The organism is Kineosporia corallincola, assembly GCF_018499875.1.
GTDB lineage: Bacteria > Actinomycetota > Actinomycetes > Actinomycetales > Kineosporiaceae > Kineosporia > Kineosporia corallincola.
Genome location: NZ_JAHBAY010000003.1, coordinates 353324 through 372335 on the forward strand (window position 1 = coordinate 353324; position 19012 = coordinate 372335).

The window sequence follows — 19012 nt, forward strand, 5'->3', positions numbered from 1 at the left end:
TGACGGGGGACCGATGAGCCGCGAGCAGCCTTCGCGACGTCCGACGATCTACGACGTCGCGAAGGAGGCCGGGGTCTCGCACCAGACGGTCGCGATGGTGCTGCGTGGTCAGGGCAAGTTCCGGCCGGAGACGCTGAAACGGGTGTCGGCGGCGATCGAGACGCTGCGCTACCGGCCGAACAACGCCGCCCGGGCCCTGGCCACGAGCAGCGCGAACCGGATCGGGGCGCTGGTGTTCGAGCTCCAGGAGGTGGGGCCGAGCAAGACCGTTCAGGGCGCGGCCCTGCGCGCGGCGGAGGCCGGGTTCCTGCTGGAGATCGTGTCGCTGCCGTTGTTCGACGGCATCGGGCCGGAGCACAGCGGCGAGTCGGACGCGATCGAGCGGGCCCTGGGCCTGCTCGACCGTGCCGACGTGGCCGGCATCCTGGCGCTGGCCCCTGTCGACCGGTTGCTGTCGCTGGGCAGCGGCCCGGTCAGTGTGCCACTGGTGATGGAGCTGGAAGACGCCTCGGACCCGGGCTCGACGCTGAGCCGGCGCGGCATGGACCTGGTGATCGACCACCTGGCCGGCCTGGGGCACCGCCGGATCGCCTATCTCGGGGGCTCGCCCACCTGGCTGGCGTCCCGGCGGCGGGCCGAGGCGGTGCGGGCGGCGCTGGCCCGGCACGACCTGGAGCCGGTGGCCGAGCTGACCGGGGACTGGTCGGCGTCGTCCGGGGCCCAGGCGGTGCGTGCCCTGCGCCCCGCCGACCTGGCCTCGATCGGCGCGCTGGTCTGCGGCAACGATCAGATGGCGCTGGGCGCGCTGCTGGCGCTGGACGAGCAGGGCGTGGACGTGCCCGGGCGGATCAGCGTCACCGGTTTCGACGGGATCCCGGAGAGCGGCTTCCTGCGCCCGCCGCTGACCACGGTGAAGGTGGACTACGCCGTGCACGGCCGGCGTCTGGTGGACTCGCTGCTGACCAGGCTCGGCCGTCCGGTGCCGGACCCGGCGAGGGAGCCGGCCCCGGACGACATCGAGTTCCTGGCCCGGGCGAGTACCGCCCGCTCAGGCGAACTTCGAGCGCCCTGACACCGCCGACGCCACCAGATTGCCCTGCGGCAGGGCGGTTCCGGCGGCCAGCGCGGTCGTCCACTCCCCGGTCGAGGCGACGGCCGCGAAGTTGGCGTTGAACAGCGTCATCAGGGTGGTGTGCAGGTCGTGGGCGCTGACCTGCCCGGCGTCGTTGGCCAGGTGCGTGGTGCCGGAGGCGTCGGAGAGGATCTCGGCGGTGAACCCGAGGCCCTCGGACTCCACGGCCGAGGCCAGGTCGCAGTTGTGCGTCATGAACCCGGTCAGGGTGACCGTGTCGACGTCCCGCGCCCGCAGCCATGCGGCGAGATCGGTTCCGGCGTAGATGCTTCCGTACTCCTTGCGGAACACCTTGGCGTCGCCGACGGCCGCGGCGATCCGCGGGTGCAGCTGCCAGCCCGTCCCCTCGGCGGCGAACACCGGGGAGTCGGCGGGGGCGGTGTGCTGGGCGAAGGCGATCGGCAGGCCGTGCTCGCGAGCGGTGGCGACGACGGCGAGGATCCGCTCCAGAGCCTCGTCGCGGGGCGGGTACTGGATCTCCAGCGGCCCGTCGAAGTACTCCTGCTGCACGTCGACGACGACGAGGGCACGGCGGGGTGTGGTCATCGGGATCCTCCTGGCTCGTTCGGGTGACCGGCCTCCAGCATCCGGGTCGGGCGGACCTGGCACGAGTGGCCCGGATGCATAATGTCGATGAGATCGGGCCATAACCAGGAGCGGCCGTGCGCATCGCCATCCACGCCTTCGACGGCATCACGATGTTCCACCTGGCCGCGCCACAACTGGTGTTCGGCGAGGTCAGCAAGCTCGGGCTGGGCGAGTGGTCCACTGCCCTGTGGACGACGGGAGGGCCGTCGATCGTCACGGCCGAGGGCTACCCGATCAGCGGGCTGAACGGGCCGGAGGTGGTGGAGGGAGCCGACCTCCTCGTCGTCCCCTCATGGAGAGAGAGCCTGGAACCGGCGGGCGACGAACTGACCGGGGTGATCCGGCGGGCCCACGCGGGCGGCACCGGGGTGATCGGCCTGTGCCTGGGCGCTTTTCCGGTGGCCGAGGCGGGCCTGCTCGACGGCCGCTCGGCGGTGACCCACTGGAGCGCGACCGACACCCTGACGGCCCGGCACCCGGAGATCACGGTGGACAGCTCGGTGCTGTACATCGACCACGGCGACGTCCTGACCTCCGCCGGAACGGCGTCGGGCATCGACGCCTGCCTCCACGTCGTCCGTAGGTTCCTGGGGGTCACCAGCGCGAACCGGGTGGCCCGCAGCCTGGTCGTGGCACCGCACCGGGAGGGCGGGCAGGCGCAGTACATCGAGCGGCCGGTGGTGAACGCGGACGCCGACGAGCCGATCGCGGCCGTTCTGGCCTGGGCGCTGACCCGGCTGGACCAGCCACTGACGCTGGAAGACCTGGCGACCCGGGCGACGATGAGCCGGCGCAACTTCGTGCGCCGGTTCCGCGAGGCGACCGGCACCACCCCGGCGCGCTGGGTGCTGGACCGGCGTCTGGACGAGGCCCGCGGACTGCTGGAGACCACCGCCTGGGGCATCGACCGGATCGCGCTGAGCTGCGGTTTCGGCAGCGCGGTGACGCTGCGGCAGAACTTCGCGGCCCGCTTCGCCACCTCCCCCGCGGCCTACCGGCGCACGTTCCGGGCCCGCGATGCCGGTCACGTTACGACAACGTTTCCACCGGCGGTTCGCCCGGCTTCCGGCCGTTAAGGCCCGCCCCTGCACGCTTCCCGGGCCCAAGCAGGCGTTTGGCCCGCCCCAAGCCGCACGGCATGACCCGTTACCTCAGGTTAGGCTCAACGCCGGTCACAGCCCTCGTACAGCTGTGCAATGCTGACCATCTCGGTCAATGTGGAAGGGAATATTCAAGGATGACCAGCAAGAGGTTCCTCATCGCCCCGGTGGCCGCGCTGATGGTGCTGGGCCTGGCGGCCTGCGGCAGCGACTCCGGCGGCAGCTCCGGCTCCGGCAGCAGCGAGAACAAGGAACCGCTGAAGGTCGCCACGGAGGGTACCTACGCGCCCTTCACCTTCCACGACGAGAAGACCAACGAGCTCACCGGTTACGACGTCGAGGTGGTCGAGGCGGTGGCCGAGAAGCTCGGTCGCGAGGTGGAGTTCTCCGAGACCACCTGGGACTCGATCTTCGCCGGCCTGGAGGCCAAGCGGTACGACGTGATCGCCAACCAGGTCTCGATCACCGACGAGCGCACCGCGAAGTACAGCTTCTCGCAGCCCTACACGGTGTCGTCCGGCGTCATCGTGACCCGGGCCGACGACACCTCGGTGACCAGCGCCGCCGACCTGAAGGGCAAGACCTCCGCGCAGTCGTCCACCAGCAGCTTCGGCGAGGCGGCGACCGAGGCCGGCGCCAAGGTGGAGGCGGTGGAGGGCTTCACCCAGGCCGTCGCCCTGCTCAAGCAGAAGCGTGTCGACGTCACCATCAACGACAGCCTGGCCGTGCTCGACTACCAGAAGACCAGCGGCGACCAGGACGTGAAGATCGCCGGCACGATCGGCGAGGAGACCCAGCAGGCCTTCGCCTTCCGCAAGGACAGCGACCTGCCGGCCGAGTTCGACACGGCGCTCGACGAGCTGCGCGCCGACGGCACGCTGGCCGAGATCGCCGAGAAGTACTTCGGTGAGGACGTCTCCGGCGGCACCACCGACGAGGAGACCTCGACCCCGAGCCCGTCGGAGAGCTGATCCCCCGTGGACGATTCGACCGTCGAGCTGATCCGCGACTCGCTCGGTCCGCTGCTGAGCGGGATGGTGAAGGGCACCGTCCCGCTCACCGCGGTGAGCTTCGTGCTGGGCCTGGTGGTGGCCCTGGTGGTGGCGCTGATGCGACTGTCACCGTTGTGGCCGGTCTCCGCGATCGCCCGGTTCTACGTCTCGGTGATCCGTGGAACGCCGCTTCTGGTGCAGCTTTTCATCATCTTCTACGGCCTGCCCTCGCTCGGCGCGACGATCGACCCGTGGCCCAGCGCCTGCCTGGCGTTCACCCTGAACGTGGGCGGTTACGCCTCCGAGATCATCCGTGCGGCCATCGTCTCGGTGCCGCGTGGGCAGTGGGAGGCGGCGCAGACCGTCGGCATGAACCACCCGACCGCCCTGCGGCGCATCATCCTGCCGCAGGCCACCCGGGTGGCCGTGCCGCCACTGTCGAACACGCTGATCTCGCTGGTGAAGGACACCTCGCTGGCCTCCAGCATCCTGGTCACCGAAACCTTCCGCAAGGCACAGGAACTCGCGGCGCCCACCTACGAGTTCTTCACCCTCTACATGGTGGCGGCGGCGTACTACTGGGTGGTCTGCCTGGTTCTGTCGTTCGCCCAGACCCGGTTCGAGTCGCGACTGGACAGGTACGTGGCCTCATGAGCACCTTGCTGGAAGTCCGTGGCCTGAACAAGTCCTTCGGGTCGAACCACGTGCTGCGCGGCATCGACCTCGCCGTGCCCGCCGGCTCGGTCACGGTGCTGATCGGCCCGTCCGGCTCGGGCAAGACCACCGTGCTGCGCTCGCTGAACGCGCTGGAGACGCCGGACTCCGGGGTGGTGCGGATCGGTGACGTCTCGGTGGACTTCGGGGCGAAGCCGGACCGCCGCTCGGTCACCCGGCTGCGCGCCCAGAGCGGCATGGTGTTCCAGAGCCACCACCTGTTCCCGCACCTCAGTGTGCTGCGGAACATCACCGAGGGCCCGACGGTGGTGCAGAAGCGGCCCGCCGCCGAGGTCCGCACCGAGGCCCTGGCCCTGCTCGAACGCGTCGGCCTGGCCGACAAGGCCGAGCAGTACCCGTACCAGCTGTCGGGTGGTCAGCAGCAGCGCGTCGGCATCGCCCGGGCGCTGGCGATCAGACCGAGGCTGATGCTGTTCGACGAGCCCACCTCCGCCCTTGACCCGGAACTGGTGGGCGAGGTGCTGTCGGTGATGAAGGACCTGGCCTCCGAGGGCTGGACGATGGTCGTGGTCACCCACGAGATGCGGTTCGCCCGGCAGGTGGCCGACCAGGTGCTGTTCATGGACGGCGGGGTGATCGTCGAGAGCGGTCCGCCGGCCCGGGTGCTCGACCACCCGGAACAGGAACGCACGCAACGGTTCCTGCACCGGATCAACGACCCGATCTGAGCCTCACCGGTCGTTCAGGGCCGACCGGTGCTACCCCTGCGCCTCCTCCGCCCAGGACCGGTACTCCTGCCACTGCGCCAGTCGCGACTCGTAGTCCTTCGTCGCGATGCCGATCGGCGCCTTGCCGAAGAACACGCGCAGAGGCGGGTTTTCGTCGTCCACAATTTTGAGCACGACGGCGGCCGAGGCACCCGGGTCACCCGGTTCGGCCACCCGCGCCCTGCGGCCCTCGGCCGCCTTGACCCGGAACTCGTCGTAGGCGGGCAGCTGGTCGGCGTGCTTCGCCGAACTGCCGCCCCAGTCGGTCGAGAACCCGCCGGGCTCGATCAGGGTGACCTTGATGCCGAAGTCCGCGACCTCCTGGGCCAGGGCCTGGCTGAACCCCTCGAGGGCCCACTTGGAGGCGTTGTAGATGCCGATGTTCGGGAAGGCGGAGATACCGCCGATCGAGGAGACCTGGAGGATGTGACCGCCGCCGGACTCGCGCAGCAGGGGCACCGCCGCCTGGGTCACCCAGAGCGCGCCGAACACGTTGGTCTCGAACTGGGCCCGGGCCTCGGCCTCGGAGATCTCCTCGATCATGCCGAACTGGCCGTACCCGGCGTTGTTCACGACCACGTCGAGACCACCGAAGTGGTCGTGGGCCCGGCGGACGGCCGCGAACCCGGCCTCCCGGTCGGTCACGTCGAGCCGGATCGGCAGCAGCCGGTCGCCGTACTTCGCGACCAGGTCGTCCAGGCTGGTCAGGTCGCGCGCGGTGGCGGCGACCCGGTCGCCGCGCTCCAGGGCGGCGGCCGCCCACTCGTGCCCGAAACCGCGCGAGGCGCCGGTGATGAACCACGTCCTGCTCATGTCGCTCATTTCGTTGGGGACGACGGGAGACCGGCGACGCTGCCGGCCCTTCGCACACTGCCACAGCGCCCGGAGCCGCGCACGCGCAAGAGGAGTGTCCTCCGTTACGGTCGGCGGGTGTCCCGCGAAGGCGCTCAATCCACGGGCCGACGGGCGGATGCCTGGCACCATAGGTGTATGGCAAGCCGTAAACGCCGAAACCCCAACCGCACCGCCACCCGCCCGACGGCCACCGCGCAGGTGCTGCACACCACCCCGCTCGCGGGTCTACAGCCGGTCGTCCTCGGAGAATGGGACGACGCCGACGGGCAGCTGTCCGCCCAGGAGGCCGCCGACGGCATCGCCGTCTTCGGGGACGCCCTGCTCGAAGACCTCCGCGGCCTCCGGCACCGGCTCGACGCCGAGCTCCTGGTCGGCTCGGTCTTCGGGGCGATCGAGGAGAGCTCACCACCCGAGGTGGACGACGCGGCCCGGCTCACCGTCGCCGTCACCGCGATGCTGCACCTGATCGAGGCCTGCACGCAGGTGCCCGCCCCGGTCACCCTGGGCTTCCTGATGCTCGCCGCCGAGCAGGGCCCCGCGCTCAGCCGTCAGGCCGCCCGCGCCGCCGCCGACCGGATGCTCGCCGCCGGCGTGCAGCCGCCGGTCTGGGCGCAGGCCGCCCCGCCCGAGCTGGTGCGGGCCTGGCAGGTCAGCGACGGCAGCGGCACCCGGTCCGCGCTGGGCATGGTGTTCAGCGCGGGGCACCGCGACCACGCCCTCACCGTCACCGTCGCTCCCGACGCCGGCGCCGCCGACGTCGCCCTGAGCGAGGGCCGCGAGGCCCGGGAGCTGCACGACGAGCTGATCAGCGAGCTCCAGGCCGAGCCGGCCGCCCGGATCATCGACCTGGACGCCGCCGGACTGCTGACCGAGCTGCGCCCGGTGCTGGCCGCGGAGCCCGCCCTGGCCGACGCCGAGCTGACGTCCGAGGCGGTGCCGAACCTGTACCTGGTGCACGCGCGGGCCCGGCAGCTGGCCGCGGTGCTGGGCGAGCCGGACGTGCAGCTGCACGCCGACGCCGTGTTGCAGGAGACCGGCGCGGCTGGGCCGGCGGCCGCGGTCTGATCCGTCCCCGGTCACGGCGGGTGCACGGCCTCGGGGCGCCGGGGTCGTCCACCCGCCGTTCAGCCGCCCGCACCCACCCCGTTGTCCGGCGCGCTGTCGCCCGAGATGTCGCCGCGCTCAACGACTTCGCGAAGCGGCGGCAGCAGGTCGTCCAGCTCCTCCTCGGTGGCCGGGCGGGCGTCGAGCGCGGCCTGCCGGATGAGGCCGGAACCGGCCACGGCGCCGATCCCGCTCACCCGCACCAGCAGGCCGTCGCGGACCAGGGCGTACTCCTCACGATCGTCCGCCACCCGGCGCCAGCCGTCGTCGTCACGGGTGCATTCCACCGTGACGCCCACCCCCTCGGCGCCGGGGACGGGCAGGGCGGGGCAGGTGTCGTCGTCGAGGCCGGCCCGCTCGACCGTGAGGCGCAGGTCGTCGCCCTGGGCCGAGGCGTAGACGGCCTGGTAGCCGGAATCGCCGTAGACGCCGTTGCCGCCGGCCGCCAGGTGATAGGCGTCCAGCTCCAGCACGTAGACCTGATCGACGTCGAAACCAGCCGCCAGAGCGCGTTCTCGCTGCTCGTCGGTCGCGGCGGCGGCCGACTCGCCGCACCCGGCCAGGGTCAGGAGTACAACGCCGACACCGAGCAGGGCTGTCCGGAACATCCTGTTTTCCATGCGGGTGACCCTACGCACGTGAGCACGCACGCAGCGTCCACCGAAAGCATGATCGTCGTCCGACCAAAGAATGAACGGACGACGAAAGACCCTTTTCAGCCCCGGTTCACGTGTTCCGGTTCCGATACCCGTGCTGACTTGCCGCCCGAGATCACGAATCAGGTAGTACCAGGGCAATGGTCCGCGAAAACCCGACAATTCGGTGCGCGTTTCAATCCACCCGCGACCTGGCCACCCGTACCCGACGGCTGGACGCCCCCTCCCGGCCGGCAGCCCGATCCCTCCTGGCCCCCACGGCCCGAGGGCTGGCAGCTGTGGCTCCCGGACGCGCCGGACCCGGAGTTCCCGCGCTCCAGCTTCTTCGACGGTGAGCCGGCCACCGGCGCGATGGAGTACCCCATCTCGTCGTCCACCGGGAAGACCGCCGGGCCAGCCCAGGAACCGGCGGCCGCGCCGGACCGGCAGCCGTTCACCCCGAACCCGGCCGGCCGGCAGCTGGCCCTCGAACTCTACGAGGGGCCCAGCGGGAACGCCGCCAAGGGCTCGGCTTCTTCTGGAGCGGCGTCGTCGTCTTCCTGATCGGCGCCGGCACGGCCCTCGTCGCGATCGAGCGGGGCGGCGGAACCGCCTGGACCGGTGGGATGTTCGCCGGCGGCACGCTCATCCTGCGTGGCCTCGCCGCCCTCCAGGCGTCCCGGGACGAGGGCGCGCGGTCACTGCCGCGCAGCACCTGGCTCCTGGCCGGCTCCGCCCTGCTGCTGGTCGGCGCGGTGGGCTACTACGTCTTCATCGCCCTGGACCCGTTCCAGGTGACGCCGGCCGTTCCGTAGGCAGCGCGGGCAGGTCCGGCCTGCGGCTCCGCATGGACGCTGGGCCAAGGAGAACGGGCTGGTCTCGGCGTAGAGAACAGCCCGTTCCCGGCGGGGCATCGCCGCCGGATCGGTCCTCAGCGCCGGCGCAGCCGCACCGTCACCGCGGTCCGCGAGTAGTCCACGTCCGCCCGCAGCCCGCTCGGCACCGTCACCGTGCCGAAGGTGCCCTGCACCCGGCTCCCCCGGATCACCACGACGTCACCCGCCGCGCCCGTCACCTGGAGACCGGCGCCGCCCCGCAGCACGACCTTGCCGTCGACCGTGATCCGCAGCGCCCCGGAGCTTTTCAGCATGCCGCCGAGCTGCCGGTACTCGCCCTCGATCCGCGCGGACCGGGTGACGGCGAGCGTTCCGGCGTTGACCCGCACGTCACCGCGACCGAGCGCCGTGGCGCTCGCCACCGTGAGCGTGCCCGCCACCAGCTCGGTGCCGCCGCGGTAGGAGTTGTCGCCGCTCAGCGTCAGCGCGCCGGTGCCCGACTTGGTCAGACCGCCGCGTCCGCCGATGTCGTTGCGCCATACGTCGTTCGCCGAGAACCCGCCCAGGGACGCGTCCATCGTCACCTCGACGTCCCGGGCGAACGAGCCGTAACCGTCCGCCGCCGCGAAAAGGTTCAGACGTCCCCAGTTCTCGGGGCCGTCGAGCAGCGGGTGCCCGGCCTCCAGCGCCGTGGTGCGCAGCACCTCGCGGCGCTGGGCAGCGCTCAGGTACGGCTGGCGCGTCTCCAGCAGCACCTCCGCGCCCTTCGGCACCACCATGGCCGCGGACGACTTCTTCGCCGGCAGGCCGTAGGTCAGCTTCTGCTCGACCAGGCGGCGGTTCGCGGCCCGGTCGGCGTAGGCGTCCGTCGTTGTGTCGGCGCCGTGCGCGTAGCCGATCAGGTCCTCGCCCACCTTGGCACTGAAGTAGGCGTTGGCCTGCTTCAGCGCCGCGGACTTGAGGGACGCGTTGGCCGGGTCGCCGAGAACGGCAGCGGCCAGGGCGGTGGCCAGGATCCGGCCGCCGATCACGTCGACCGGCGAGTGCATGCCCGACACGACGCGGGTGTCCGCGAGGTCCATGGCGGAGGTGAACAGCTCCTGGAACCGCTCCGGCACCGCGTAGGCGTAGGCCAGCGAGGCCAGGTAGAAGGCGTTGGTGTGGCCGCTGGGGAAACCGCCGTCCTCGGCCGGGGTGGCGCCCCGCTGGCGCAGCAGCTGCGGGATCACGGTGACCGCAGAATCGTACACGGGGTAACCGAATTCGTCGGTGGTGCCGGTGTCGACCACTTCGCTGTCGGCGGTCATCCGCCAGGGGCGCGGGTACTGGTAGGCGGCCTTGGACGGGTTGCCGGAGGAGTAGTTGCCGCGCAGCGTGTTCACCAGGGTCACGACCTGGCCCAGCTCGGAGGTCGCCGAGCCGGCGCCGAGGGCGGAGCCGGTGGCCGCGCCGGCCGGGACGGCGTCATCCAGTTTGGTCGCGGGGGTTCCGGTGGGCGCCTCGGTGATCCCGGTGACGGCCAGCGCACCCTCCCGGTAGAGGGCGGCGAGCGGGCCCATCCCGGCGATGGCGGCGTAGCTCTGGTGCTGACGGTCGGCGATGAAGGCCCGCGCCACCTGGGCGGTGGTGCGGGTCCGGCTGATCTGCGCCATGTGCCTCATGTTGGCGCGCAGCACCGAGGGTGACAGCACCGTGCCGGTGTTCCAGGCGTCCCCGGTTCGCCACAACCGCGTCATGCCGGTGAGGACGTTGACGGCGGCGTTGGTCTCGGCGGTGGTGTTCGCGGTGACGTTGGTCGTGTAGGAGTCGACGAACGCCTGCATCACCGACTGCGTGGCCGCCGCGGTGAGCGGCGCGGCCGAGGCGGTGCGGGAGAGCAGCGTCGGCCCGGCGGCGAGGCCGGCCGAGGACGCGAGCGTGGCACGCAGCAGCGTGCGGCGGTTCATGGTGAGGGACGCGGGCATTGCGCTGATTGTGCAGGCACCTGGTCGGTTTCCGGCGAACAGCGGGCGGGAACCAAGTTAACCGGTCGTAAATCCCACTGCCGCCGGTGAACCGCCCGCCCCCGTCACCAGCGGGGGCAGGCCGAAAGGCGATTCAGGCGTGGACCGGGTAGTCGGTGTATCCCTCCGGGCCCGGGGCGTAGAGCAGCTCGGCGCGCAACTCGTTCTGCGGGTGCCCGTGCTTCCAGCGGACCACCAGGTCGGGGTTGGCGATGACGGCCCGGCCCACGGCCACGGCGTCGACGAACGGGGCCTGAAGGATCTGGGCGGCCTCGGCCACCGAGGTCACGGTGGAGAACCCGCTGTTGACCACGAGCCTGCCGCCGAACCGGCGCTGGAGCTCGGCCACCAGCTCACCGGCCGGCTCGTGGTGCAGCACGGAGAGGTAGGCCAGGCCGAGGGGGCGGACCTGGTCGAGAAGGGTGCCGTAGGTGGCCAGCACGTCGTCGTGATCGGGCTCGAAGGCGTCCTGGATGTTGTGCTCCGGCGAGATCCGCAGACCCACCCGGTCGGCGCCGACCTCGGCCGCCACCGCGGTGACCACCTCGACCACGAAACGGGCCCGGGCAGCCGGGGATCCGCCGTAGGCGTCGGTGCGCCGGTTGGAGCCGGGGGCCAGGAACTGGTGCAGCAGATAGCCGTTGGCGGAGTGGATCTCCACGCCGTCCAGCCCGGCGTCGACGGCCCGGCGGGCGGCCGCGACGTGATCGGCCACCGAGGCGGCGATCTCATCGGTGGTCATCTCCCCGGGCACGACGTAGGCCTGCTTGCCCTTCGAGGTGTGCACCTCACCGTCGATGGCGACGGCGCTCGGGCCCACCACGCGTCGTCCACCGTTGAGGTCCGGATGGCTGGTGCGACCGCCGTGCATGAGCTGCATGACGATGCGGCCGCCCGCGGCGTGCACCCCCTCGGCGACCCGGCGCCAGCCCTCGGCCTGCTCGTCGGTGGTGATGCCCGGCTGGCCGACGTACGACTGCGAGTCCGCGCTCGGGTAGGTGCCCTCGGTGGTGATCATGCCGACGCCGGCCCGCTGCCGGTAGTGCTCGGCGATCAGCTCGCCGGGAATGCCGGCCTCCCCCGCGCGCATCCGGGTGAGCGGGGCCATGACGATGCGGTTGGCCAGCTCGATCCGGCCGAAGGTGACCGGCTCGAACAGGGCGGACACCGTGGCGTCCGAGGAGGTGGTGGCAGACATGGCGGTCCTTAGTCAGGATGAGACGATGTACTTGAACGCTGGATCAACTCGTCCGGCCCGGCGAGCGTACATCATGTACGCGCCAACGCGTACATGATGGAGCCGTACCCTTCTGCCATGGCCAGTCGCACCGCCTCCGAGCTCACCCATCCGGACACCGAGGACATCGAGCTGCTGAAGGTGCTGAGCGCCCTGTCCGATCCGGTCCGGGCCGGCATCGTCGCCCAGCTGGTCGACCGGCCGGGCATGAACTGCGGCGGGTTCTTCCCGCACCTCACCGCGTCCGTGCTCACCCGGCACTTCCGGGTGCTGCGCGAGGCGGGCGTCATCCGGCAGGAAGACGCCGGGGTGCGGCGCGAGAACACCCTGCGCAAGGACGACCTGGACCGGCGCTTCCCGGGTCTGCTCGACCTGGTCGTGCGGGAGGCCTGCGACGGGCGGCTCCCCCGGGTTCCGTAACCACCCTCCGCCCCGGATGTCACGAAAGCGCATGCGCGCGGCAACTCTTCGTCACCACCACGACGCAGATCCACCCAACCTGCACCTGGTCCTTATCCATCCGTGACCGCCGCTGGTTACCGTGTCCACCGTGGATGACCAGGGTTATGTGATCGATCCGGTGAAGGGCCCGCGCAGCGTGCCCACGCACGAGCGGGCGCTGGAGGCGGTGCGGGCACCCGCTGCCGACGTCGACGGCTTCGTGCGGGAGTTCCTGCGCGAGCTGAACTTCGGGCAGGGCGTGTCGCTGGCCCGCGCCACCGTCAACGACCAGTATCTCGCGCTGGCCCGCACGGTGCGTCACTACCTGATGGCCCGGTGGCTGGAGGCCATCGCCCACCAGCGCAGGGAGCCGGTCAAGGCCGTCGGCTACCTGTCCGCGGAGTACCTGCTGGGCCGTCAGCTCGACAACGCGCTGCTGGCCGCCGACCTGGAGGGCGTCGTCACCGACGGGCTGGCCCAGTGCGGGCTGAGCCTGGACACGCTGCGCGAGCAGGAGGAGGAACCCGGGCTGGGCAACGGCGGTCTGGGCCGGCTCGCCGCCTGCTTCATCGACTCCCTGGCCACGCTGAGCGTGCCGTGCATCGGGTACGGCATCCGCTACGAGTACGGCATCTTCCGGCAGACCTTCGTGGACGGCCGTCAGGTCGAGCAGCCGGACACCTGGCTGGCGCTGGGCAGCCCGTGGGAGTTCCCGCACCCCGAGTCGTCCCAGCCGGTCAACTTCGCCGGGCACACCGAAACCTTCGTGGACGACGACGGTTCCGAGCGCACCCGCTGGGTGCCGGAATGGGGTGTGATCGGCGTCCCCTACAACTACATGGTGCCCGGCTACCGCAACGGCCGGGTGAACACGCTGCGGCTGTGGAGCGCCCAGGCCACCAAGGCCTTCGACCTGTCCATCTTCAACGGCGGCGACTACGTGGACGCGGTGCGCGCGCAGACCTTCGCCGAGAACATCTCCAAGGTGCTCTACCCGGAGGACTCCACCCCGCAGGGCAAGGAGCTCCGGCTCCAGCAGCAGTACTTCTTCGTGGCCTGCTCTCTGGCCGACTTCATGTTCGAGGTGCTGGACAAGGACTTCGACCTGACCCGGCTGCCCGAGCGGATCGTGTTCCAGCTCAACGACACCCACCCGGTGATCGCCGTGCCGGAGATGATGCGCCTGCTGGTCGACGTGAAGAAGCTGCCCTGGGACCAGGCCTGGGAGATCACCCGGCAGTGCTTCAACTACACCTGCCACACCCTGCTGCCCGAGGCGCTGGAGGTGTGGCCGGTCGACCTGCTGCGGCGCCTGCTGCCCCGGCACTACGAGATCATCGACCGGATCAACGCCGAGTTCCTGGCGGACGTGCGGGCACGGTTCCCGGGTGACGAGATGATGGTGCGGCGGATGTCGATCATCTCCGACTACCCCGAACGCGGCGTGCGCATGGCCCATCTCGCGACCGTCGCCTCCGGCCGGGTGAACGGGGTGGCCGAGCTGCACTCGCAGTTGCTGCGTGACAAGGTGCTGCCCGACTTCTCGCGGATCTGGCCGGAGAAGTTCACCAACGTCACCAACGGCGTCACCCCGCGGCGGTTCCTGCGGCACGCGAACCCCTCGCTGTCCGGGTTGATCACCGAGGCGATCGGCGACGGCTGGGTGACCGACCTGGACAAGCTCCAGGAACTGGAGCCGCTGGCCGGTGACGCGTCGTTCCGGGCCCGGTTCCGGGAGGTGAAGCGGGCCAACAAGTCCCGGCTGGTGAACCTGCTGCGGGAGCGGGACGGTTACGAGCTGCCGGTGGAGCCGATGCTCGACGTGATGGTGAAGCGGCTGCACGAGTACAAGCGGCAGTCGCTGAAACTGCTGCACATCGTGACGCTGTACGACCGGATCGCCTCCGGGCGGGTGGCCGCCTCGCAGATCCAGCCGCGCACCTTCGTCTTCGGCGCCAAGGCCGCACCCGGATACTGGATGGCGAAGGAGACCATCCATCTGATCAACGCCGTGGCGTCCACCGTGAACTCCGACCCGGCGCTGGAAGGCGTTCTGCACGTGGCCTTCCCGGCCAACTACAACGTGACGCTCGCCGAGACGCTGATCCCGGCCGCCGACCTGTCCGAGCAGATCTCGCTGGCCGGCAAAGAGGCATCCGGTACCGGGAACATGAAGTTCGCGCTGAACGGCGCCCTGACCATCGGCACGGACGACGGCGCGAACGTCGAGATCCGCCGCCTCGTCGGCGAGGACAACTTCTTCCTGTTCGGCCTGCTGGAACCCGAGGTCGCGGACCTCTCGGCCCAGGGCTACGTGCCGAGCTCGTTCTACGAGAGCGACGACGAACTGAAGCGTGCCCTGGATCTGATTGCCGCGGGCGCGTTCTCGGGCGGCAACCCGGACACCTTCGCACCGGTCGTGTCGAACCTGCTGCACGAGGACCGGTTCATGGCCCTGGCCGACTACCGCGCCTACCTGGACGCCCAGGCCCGGGTGGACGCCGCCTACGCCGACCAGGACGCCTGGAGCCGCTCGGCCATCCTGAATGTGGCCCGCTGCGGGTTCTTCTCGTCGGACCGGTCGATGCGGGACTACATCGACCGGATCTGGCACACCGACCCGGTGAGCTGAGCGTGCGGGCCGGTGCCGCCGTCACGACGGCACCGGCCCTCTACTGCCGCACGAACACCGGCATGGTGTCCAGCCCGCTGGTGATCTCGGCGGTCGTGCCGCCCCGGTACTTCCTGCCGGTGAAGTAGTTTTTCCAGGTGCTGCCCGGCGGGAACCAGACGGTCGTGGTGGCACTCTCGCCGGCGGTGGTCACCGGGGCCACGAGATAGTCCGGACCGTAGAGGTATTCGGCGCCGGCGGTGGCGTAGGCCTCCTGCTGCTCCGGGTGGTCCAGATACAGGGGACGCGTGATCGGGGTGCCGGTACGGGTCGCCTTCCGCGCGGCCCGGTAGGTGTACGACTGGAGCTCGTTGCGCAGCTTCAGGAACTTCGTGGCCGATGCCTGCGCCTCCTCGCCGTACTGCCAGGGCAGGCGGTCGCTGTGGTTGGAGTGCAGCCGGTCGATCGGCTGGAAGGTGCCCAGCTGCACCCACCGGGCGTACAGGTCGTCGGGCAGCTTGGTGCTGCCCGGCTCACTGCCCGGTTCTTGCAGGCCGCCGGTGTGGCCGCCGATGTCGTGGCTGATCGCCGCCAGGCCGGTCGCCGCCGACTCGCCCGGCGTGTAACCCACCTCCATCCGCAGGGATTCCCAGGTGGAGATGGTGTCGCCGGTGAAGTGCAGGGTGGTGCGCTTGTCGGCCCACGGCCCGGTCGGGATCGCCGTCGGGCTGCTGTAGCCGCCGGCCTGGAGCGAGCCGTAGGCCCGGCTGAACGCGAAACCGTTGCGGTCGGCGTACTGCTGGTTGATCCAGGCGTCCGGGGTCACCCCGGCCAGCGTGGACTTCGAGGAGTCACAGCACCAGTCGAGCCACCAGAAGTCCACGCCCTGCTGCTCGATGTCGTCGTGCAGGTCGAGATAGGCCTTCAGCTGGTCGGGGTCGCCCCAGTCGAAGGTGTAACAGTCCGCGCCGCCGTTGCAGCCGGTGCGCTGGAGCCTGCCCCGCGCGGTCGCCTGCGCCTGGGCGAACTTCGGGTCGCTGCCCAGGATGCTCGGGTGGATGTTCCAGGTGGTGCGCACGCCGCGCTCGTGCAGCCAGTCGATGAAGCCGTCCGGGTCGGGGAACCTGGTCTCGTCGACCGACCAGCCGTTCCACCGGTCCGGCTTCTTGAAGTCGGTGTCCACCACCAGCACGTCCAGCGGGATCTTCTCGTCCTCGAAACGCTTCACGACGGACTGGAACTCGGACGCCGTCCGGTCGTAGTACTCCGCGTACCACACGCCGTAGGCCCACTTCGGCAGGGTCAGTGTGGGCCCGGTCAGCGTCGACAGGTCGCTCAGGGCCGCCGGGTAGTCCTGCCCGTAACCGAACACGTACCCGTCCTGGTAACCGCCGGCGTGCGAGACCCGCTGCGTCACCTTCTTCGTCGCCGTGTCGTAGAGGGCGGATCCGGTGTCGTCGAGCAGCGACCAGCCGTCCTGGTACAGCAGTCCCGGGCTGGTCTTCGTGTCGCCGTTCACGCCGTCGAGCCCCCGGCGGTAACCGCCCAGCGCCGCGTGCGGAGCGAGAAGGGGCGCCTGGGCGGTGGTCAGGGCGACGGTGTCGATGTTCACGTGGCAGCTGTCGGCTGCCGGGCAGCCGATCACCACCGTGTTCGTGCCCGCGGCCAGGGTGAGCGGCGCGGACACGGTGTGCCAGTAGTCCCAGCCGCTGGTCGGTTTCAGCTCAAGGGTGGACGCTGTCGCGGAGTTGGCCCGGACGCTCACCTTCCGGGTACGCACGGGATCGGAACCCGCCTGGGCGTTGGCGTATCGCAGCTGGATCCGGTACTTCCCGGCCCGGGGGACGCCGGTCACGGTCACCGTGCCCGAGGCCTTCTCGCTCTCCAGCCCGGCGACGAAACCCTCGCCGGAGAATCCGTTGTGGTCGTCCGCGCTCCTCGCCCCACCGGCCAGTGCGCCGGTCTCCGTCTCGCAGACCGTGCCGAAGGCGCAGGGTTGCGGCTGCGGCGGCTGCGGCGCCGGGAAGGTCGCCCCGGCCGGCGTGACCGCCAGGCTGTCCACGTTGACCTGGCCGGAGTCGCCGGCGGCGCGCAGAACGGTGAGCTCGTGCCGGCCCGCCGTCAGTTCCAGCGGAACGGTGACCACGGCCCAGGTGTCCCAGGAACCGCTGGGAGGCAGCGTGAATCGTCGGCCCTCACCGGCGTCCACCAGTAAACTCAGGCTGCGCTCGGTGACCTGGCCGTCCGCGCCGCGGTCGTTCGCATAGCGCAGGGCGAGCTGGTAGCCGCCGGAGCTCGGAGCGTCCACGGTGAACCGCAGGGCGTTGCCCGTGGACTCGAACCCGGCCACGAATCCCTTGCCGGTGTAACCGGAATGGTTGGTGGCGGTGCCGAGACCGTCCAGCGAGAGGTCCTCCGCCTCGCACAGCTCACCGAAAGCACAGTCTCTGGAGCCTGATCCGGCCCAGGGCGAGGCCTCCACGGCCTGTTCGCCCGCCTTCAGGCTGATCCGGAGATTGTCGTCGCCGAAGGCGCCGGAACCGGTCTTGTAGCGCAGCAGCAGTTTTCCGGTGTCGATGGTCAGCCAGCCGTTGCTACGGCGCGAGGTGAACCGGGTCTGCCCGAACTTCTGCCGGCCCACCACGTTGAATGTTCCCGCGTCTACGAACTTCTCGTCACCCGCGAACTCGGTGCGGATCAGCGTGGGCGAGAGCACCTGGAAGCGGGCCTGCCCGTCGGTGACGACAGCCCCCTTCGGCACCGCCTGCGCCTGGGCCTGGGCTGTAGGTAGCAACAGTGCCGCCGTCAGGCCGAGCGCCAGCAGCAGCCGTGATCTTCTCTGACCGGGCATGCCAGCATTCTGCACCAGAACACTCATAACGGACAGATATTGACATCTACCCGTGGAAGGGGGCCGGGACTCCCGGCCCCCTTTCACGTCATCCGGGCGAGTCGACGCCCGCCTGGGCCAGCAGTTCCACGGTGACCTGCCGGGCGTCGATGCCGGGCACCCCACGGGCACCGAACCAGGCGGCCAGGTTCCCGACGTCGCGGTAGAGGAAACCGGGACCGTGCGGATTGGCGATCAGGTCGACCACCTGGGGCAGGTCGATGAGCATCAGGTGCCCGTCGTGCACCAGCACGTTGTAGGCGGACAGGTCGCCGTGGGCCAGGCCGCACCGGGCCAGCACGCCCATCGCCCGCACCGCCTGCTGCCACAGGTCCTGCGCCTCGCCGGGCGTGGGACGCACCTGCGCCAGACGAGGCGCTCCCTCGCCCTGCCCGTGGTCGCCGATGAACTCCATCAGCAGCTCGGTGCCCAGGGTCTGCACCGGGTACGGCACCACCGGGCGGCCGAGTTCACCGCTGACCAGCCAGAGTTGTTTCAGGGCAGCGAATTCGGACCCGGCCCACTGCTCGGCGATGAGCTCGCGGCCGAAGTCGGTGCGTTTGCTCATGGCCCGGTTGCTGCGCGACTCCTTCACCCGCCGGCCCTCCAGGTAGCCGGCGTCGCGGTGGAACATCCGGTGCTCGGCCGAGCGATACTGCTTGCGGGCCAGCAGACACCAGCGGTCGGTGCCGGGCACGCCACGCCGCATCAGCGAGACGTCGGCCTCCTTACCGGTTTTCAGCAGGCCGAGGTCGGTGTCGACGGCGGCCAGCTCGGTGATCAGCCAGTCGGGGTAGGGACGCGGCCCGCGAGCGGTCGGGGGCGAGTCGGCCCAGGTGCTCCACCGGTCACCCGCCTCGGGGGCATCGGTGTCTTCTTCTTCGAGGTGCAGTACGCGGGACGAGCTGGTGGTCAGGTCGTCCTGCTCGTCGTCGAAACGACGGCGGCCACGGCGTCGGTGGCCGAAGGTCTGGTCATGATCGTGCACGATGAGGTGCCTTTCGGGGAAGTCGAGATGGGGAAGACGGTCGGAAAGAACCGCGCAGACGTCGCTCGCATGGTCTTCTCCTCCTCTCGACTCGGGTGCCGGTGGGCACCCCTGGCTGACCTCGGTGCACATCCTGGTGGGGCGGGCGGGCCGGGGGC

17 protein-coding genes are annotated in these 19012 nt (G+C 70.6%); 10 read left to right on the forward strand and 7 right to left on the reverse strand.

The genetic code is table 11. The annotated features are described in order from the left end of the window. The first annotated feature begins 13 nt into the window (after nucleotides 1-13). Nucleotides 14-1072: a LacI family DNA-binding transcriptional regulator gene (locus KIH74_RS08845; protein ID WP_214155324.1), complete on the forward strand. Its 1059-nt coding sequence runs from the start codon at nucleotides 14-16 to the stop codon at nucleotides 1070-1072. Here the strand turns inward: KIH74_RS08845 and KIH74_RS08850 are convergent. Next, complete coding sequence (locus KIH74_RS08850; RefSeq protein ID WP_214155325.1) at nucleotides 1049-1678, reverse strand: isochorismatase family protein; 630 nt, start codon at nucleotides 1676-1678, stop codon at nucleotides 1049-1051. The genes KIH74_RS08845 and KIH74_RS08850 overlap by 24 nt on opposite strands. Nucleotides 1679-1794: 116 nt before the next feature. On the opposite strand from KIH74_RS08850, the gene KIH74_RS08855 reads away from it, so the two are divergent. From KIH74_RS08855 to KIH74_RS08870, 4 genes are all read left to right on the forward strand, one after another. Beyond that, nucleotides 1795-2796 carry a GlxA family transcriptional regulator gene (locus tag KIH74_RS08855; protein ID WP_214155326.1) on the forward strand — a complete coding sequence of 334 codons (1002 nt, stop codon included), beginning with the start codon at nucleotides 1795-1797 and terminating at the stop codon, nucleotides 2794-2796. A gap of 161 nt (nucleotides 2797-2957) precedes the next feature. Further along, nucleotides 2958-3791 (forward strand): amino acid ABC transporter substrate-binding protein, encoded by an 834-nt coding sequence (locus tag KIH74_RS08860; protein ID WP_214155327.1) that lies wholly within the window; start codon nucleotides 2958-2960, stop codon nucleotides 3789-3791. 6 nt (nucleotides 3792-3797) lie between these two features. Beyond that, entirely contained in the window at nucleotides 3798-4466 is a 669-nt protein-coding gene (locus KIH74_RS08865) for an amino acid ABC transporter permease (protein WP_308113665.1), read from the forward strand. After that, nucleotides 4463-5215 (forward strand): amino acid ABC transporter ATP-binding protein, encoded by a 753-nt coding sequence (locus KIH74_RS08870; RefSeq protein ID WP_308113666.1) that lies wholly within the window; start codon nucleotides 4463-4465, stop codon nucleotides 5213-5215. The genes KIH74_RS08865 and KIH74_RS08870 overlap by 4 nt, the downstream gene beginning before the upstream one ends. A gap of 30 nt (nucleotides 5216-5245) precedes the next feature. Here the strand turns inward: KIH74_RS08870 and KIH74_RS08875 are convergent, their stop codons facing one another. Beyond that, on the reverse strand, nucleotides 5246-6067 hold the full coding sequence (locus tag KIH74_RS08875) for an SDR family oxidoreductase (RefSeq protein ID WP_214155328.1): 822 nt from the start codon (nucleotides 6065-6067) through the stop codon (nucleotides 5246-5248). Between the two features lie 177 nt (nucleotides 6068-6244). Between KIH74_RS08875 and KIH74_RS08880 the strand changes: the two genes are divergently transcribed. After that, entirely contained in the window at nucleotides 6245-7174 is a 930-nt protein-coding gene (locus KIH74_RS08880) for a hypothetical protein (protein WP_214155329.1), read from the forward strand. 59 nt (nucleotides 7175-7233) lie between these two features. On the opposite strand, the gene KIH74_RS08885 is transcribed toward KIH74_RS08880, so the two are convergent. Next, on the reverse strand, nucleotides 7234-7833 hold the full coding sequence (locus tag KIH74_RS08885; protein ID WP_214155330.1) for a hypothetical protein: 600 nt from the start codon (nucleotides 7831-7833) through the stop codon (nucleotides 7234-7236). A gap of 138 nt (nucleotides 7834-7971) precedes the next feature. Here KIH74_RS08885 and KIH74_RS08890 point away from each other — a divergent pair, with 138 nt between their 5' ends. Then, on the forward strand, nucleotides 7972-8412 hold the full coding sequence (locus KIH74_RS08890) for a hypothetical protein (RefSeq protein WP_214155331.1): 441 nt from the start codon (nucleotides 7972-7974) through the stop codon (nucleotides 8410-8412). A gap of 62 nt (nucleotides 8413-8474) precedes the next feature. Beyond that, complete coding sequence (locus tag KIH74_RS08895; RefSeq protein ID WP_214155332.1) at nucleotides 8475-8663, forward strand: hypothetical protein; 189 nt, start codon at nucleotides 8475-8477, stop codon at nucleotides 8661-8663. A gap of 116 nt (nucleotides 8664-8779) precedes the next feature. On the opposite strand, the gene KIH74_RS08900 is transcribed toward KIH74_RS08895, so the two are convergent. Next, entirely contained in the window at nucleotides 8780-10648 is a 1869-nt protein-coding gene (locus KIH74_RS08900) for a phosphatase PAP2 family protein (RefSeq protein ID WP_214155333.1), read from the reverse strand. A 133-nt stretch (nucleotides 10649-10781) separates the two neighbouring features. After that, nucleotides 10782-11885, reverse strand: coding sequence for an alkene reductase (locus KIH74_RS08905; RefSeq protein ID WP_214155334.1), 1104 nt, complete (start codon nucleotides 11883-11885; stop codon nucleotides 10782-10784). A 117-nt stretch (nucleotides 11886-12002) separates the two neighbouring features. On the opposite strand from KIH74_RS08905, the gene KIH74_RS08910 reads away from it, so the two are divergent. Together KIH74_RS08910 and KIH74_RS08915 are read left to right on the forward strand one after the other, a co-directional pair. Further along, nucleotides 12003-12344 (forward strand): ArsR/SmtB family transcription factor, encoded by a 342-nt coding sequence (locus KIH74_RS08910; protein WP_214155335.1) that lies wholly within the window; start codon nucleotides 12003-12005, stop codon nucleotides 12342-12344. A gap of 178 nt (nucleotides 12345-12522) precedes the next feature. After that, nucleotides 12523-14997: a glycogen/starch/alpha-glucan phosphorylase gene (locus KIH74_RS08915; RefSeq protein WP_372492027.1), complete on the forward strand. Its 2475-nt coding sequence runs from the start codon at nucleotides 12523-12525 to the stop codon at nucleotides 14995-14997. A gap of 40 nt (nucleotides 14998-15037) precedes the next feature. Here KIH74_RS08915 and KIH74_RS08920 read toward each other — a convergent pair whose 3' ends face one another. After that, nucleotides 15038-17827, reverse strand: a complete 2790-nt coding sequence (locus KIH74_RS08920; RefSeq protein ID WP_214155337.1) for a TIM-barrel domain-containing protein — start codon at nucleotides 17825-17827, stop codon at nucleotides 15038-15040. Nucleotides 17828-17915: 88 nt separating this feature from the next. Continuing rightward, on the reverse strand, nucleotides 17916-18854 hold the full coding sequence (locus KIH74_RS38455) for a serine protein kinase RIO (protein WP_214155338.1): 939 nt from the start codon (nucleotides 18852-18854) through the stop codon (nucleotides 17916-17918). Between the last annotated feature and the right edge of the window lie 158 nt (nucleotides 18855-19012).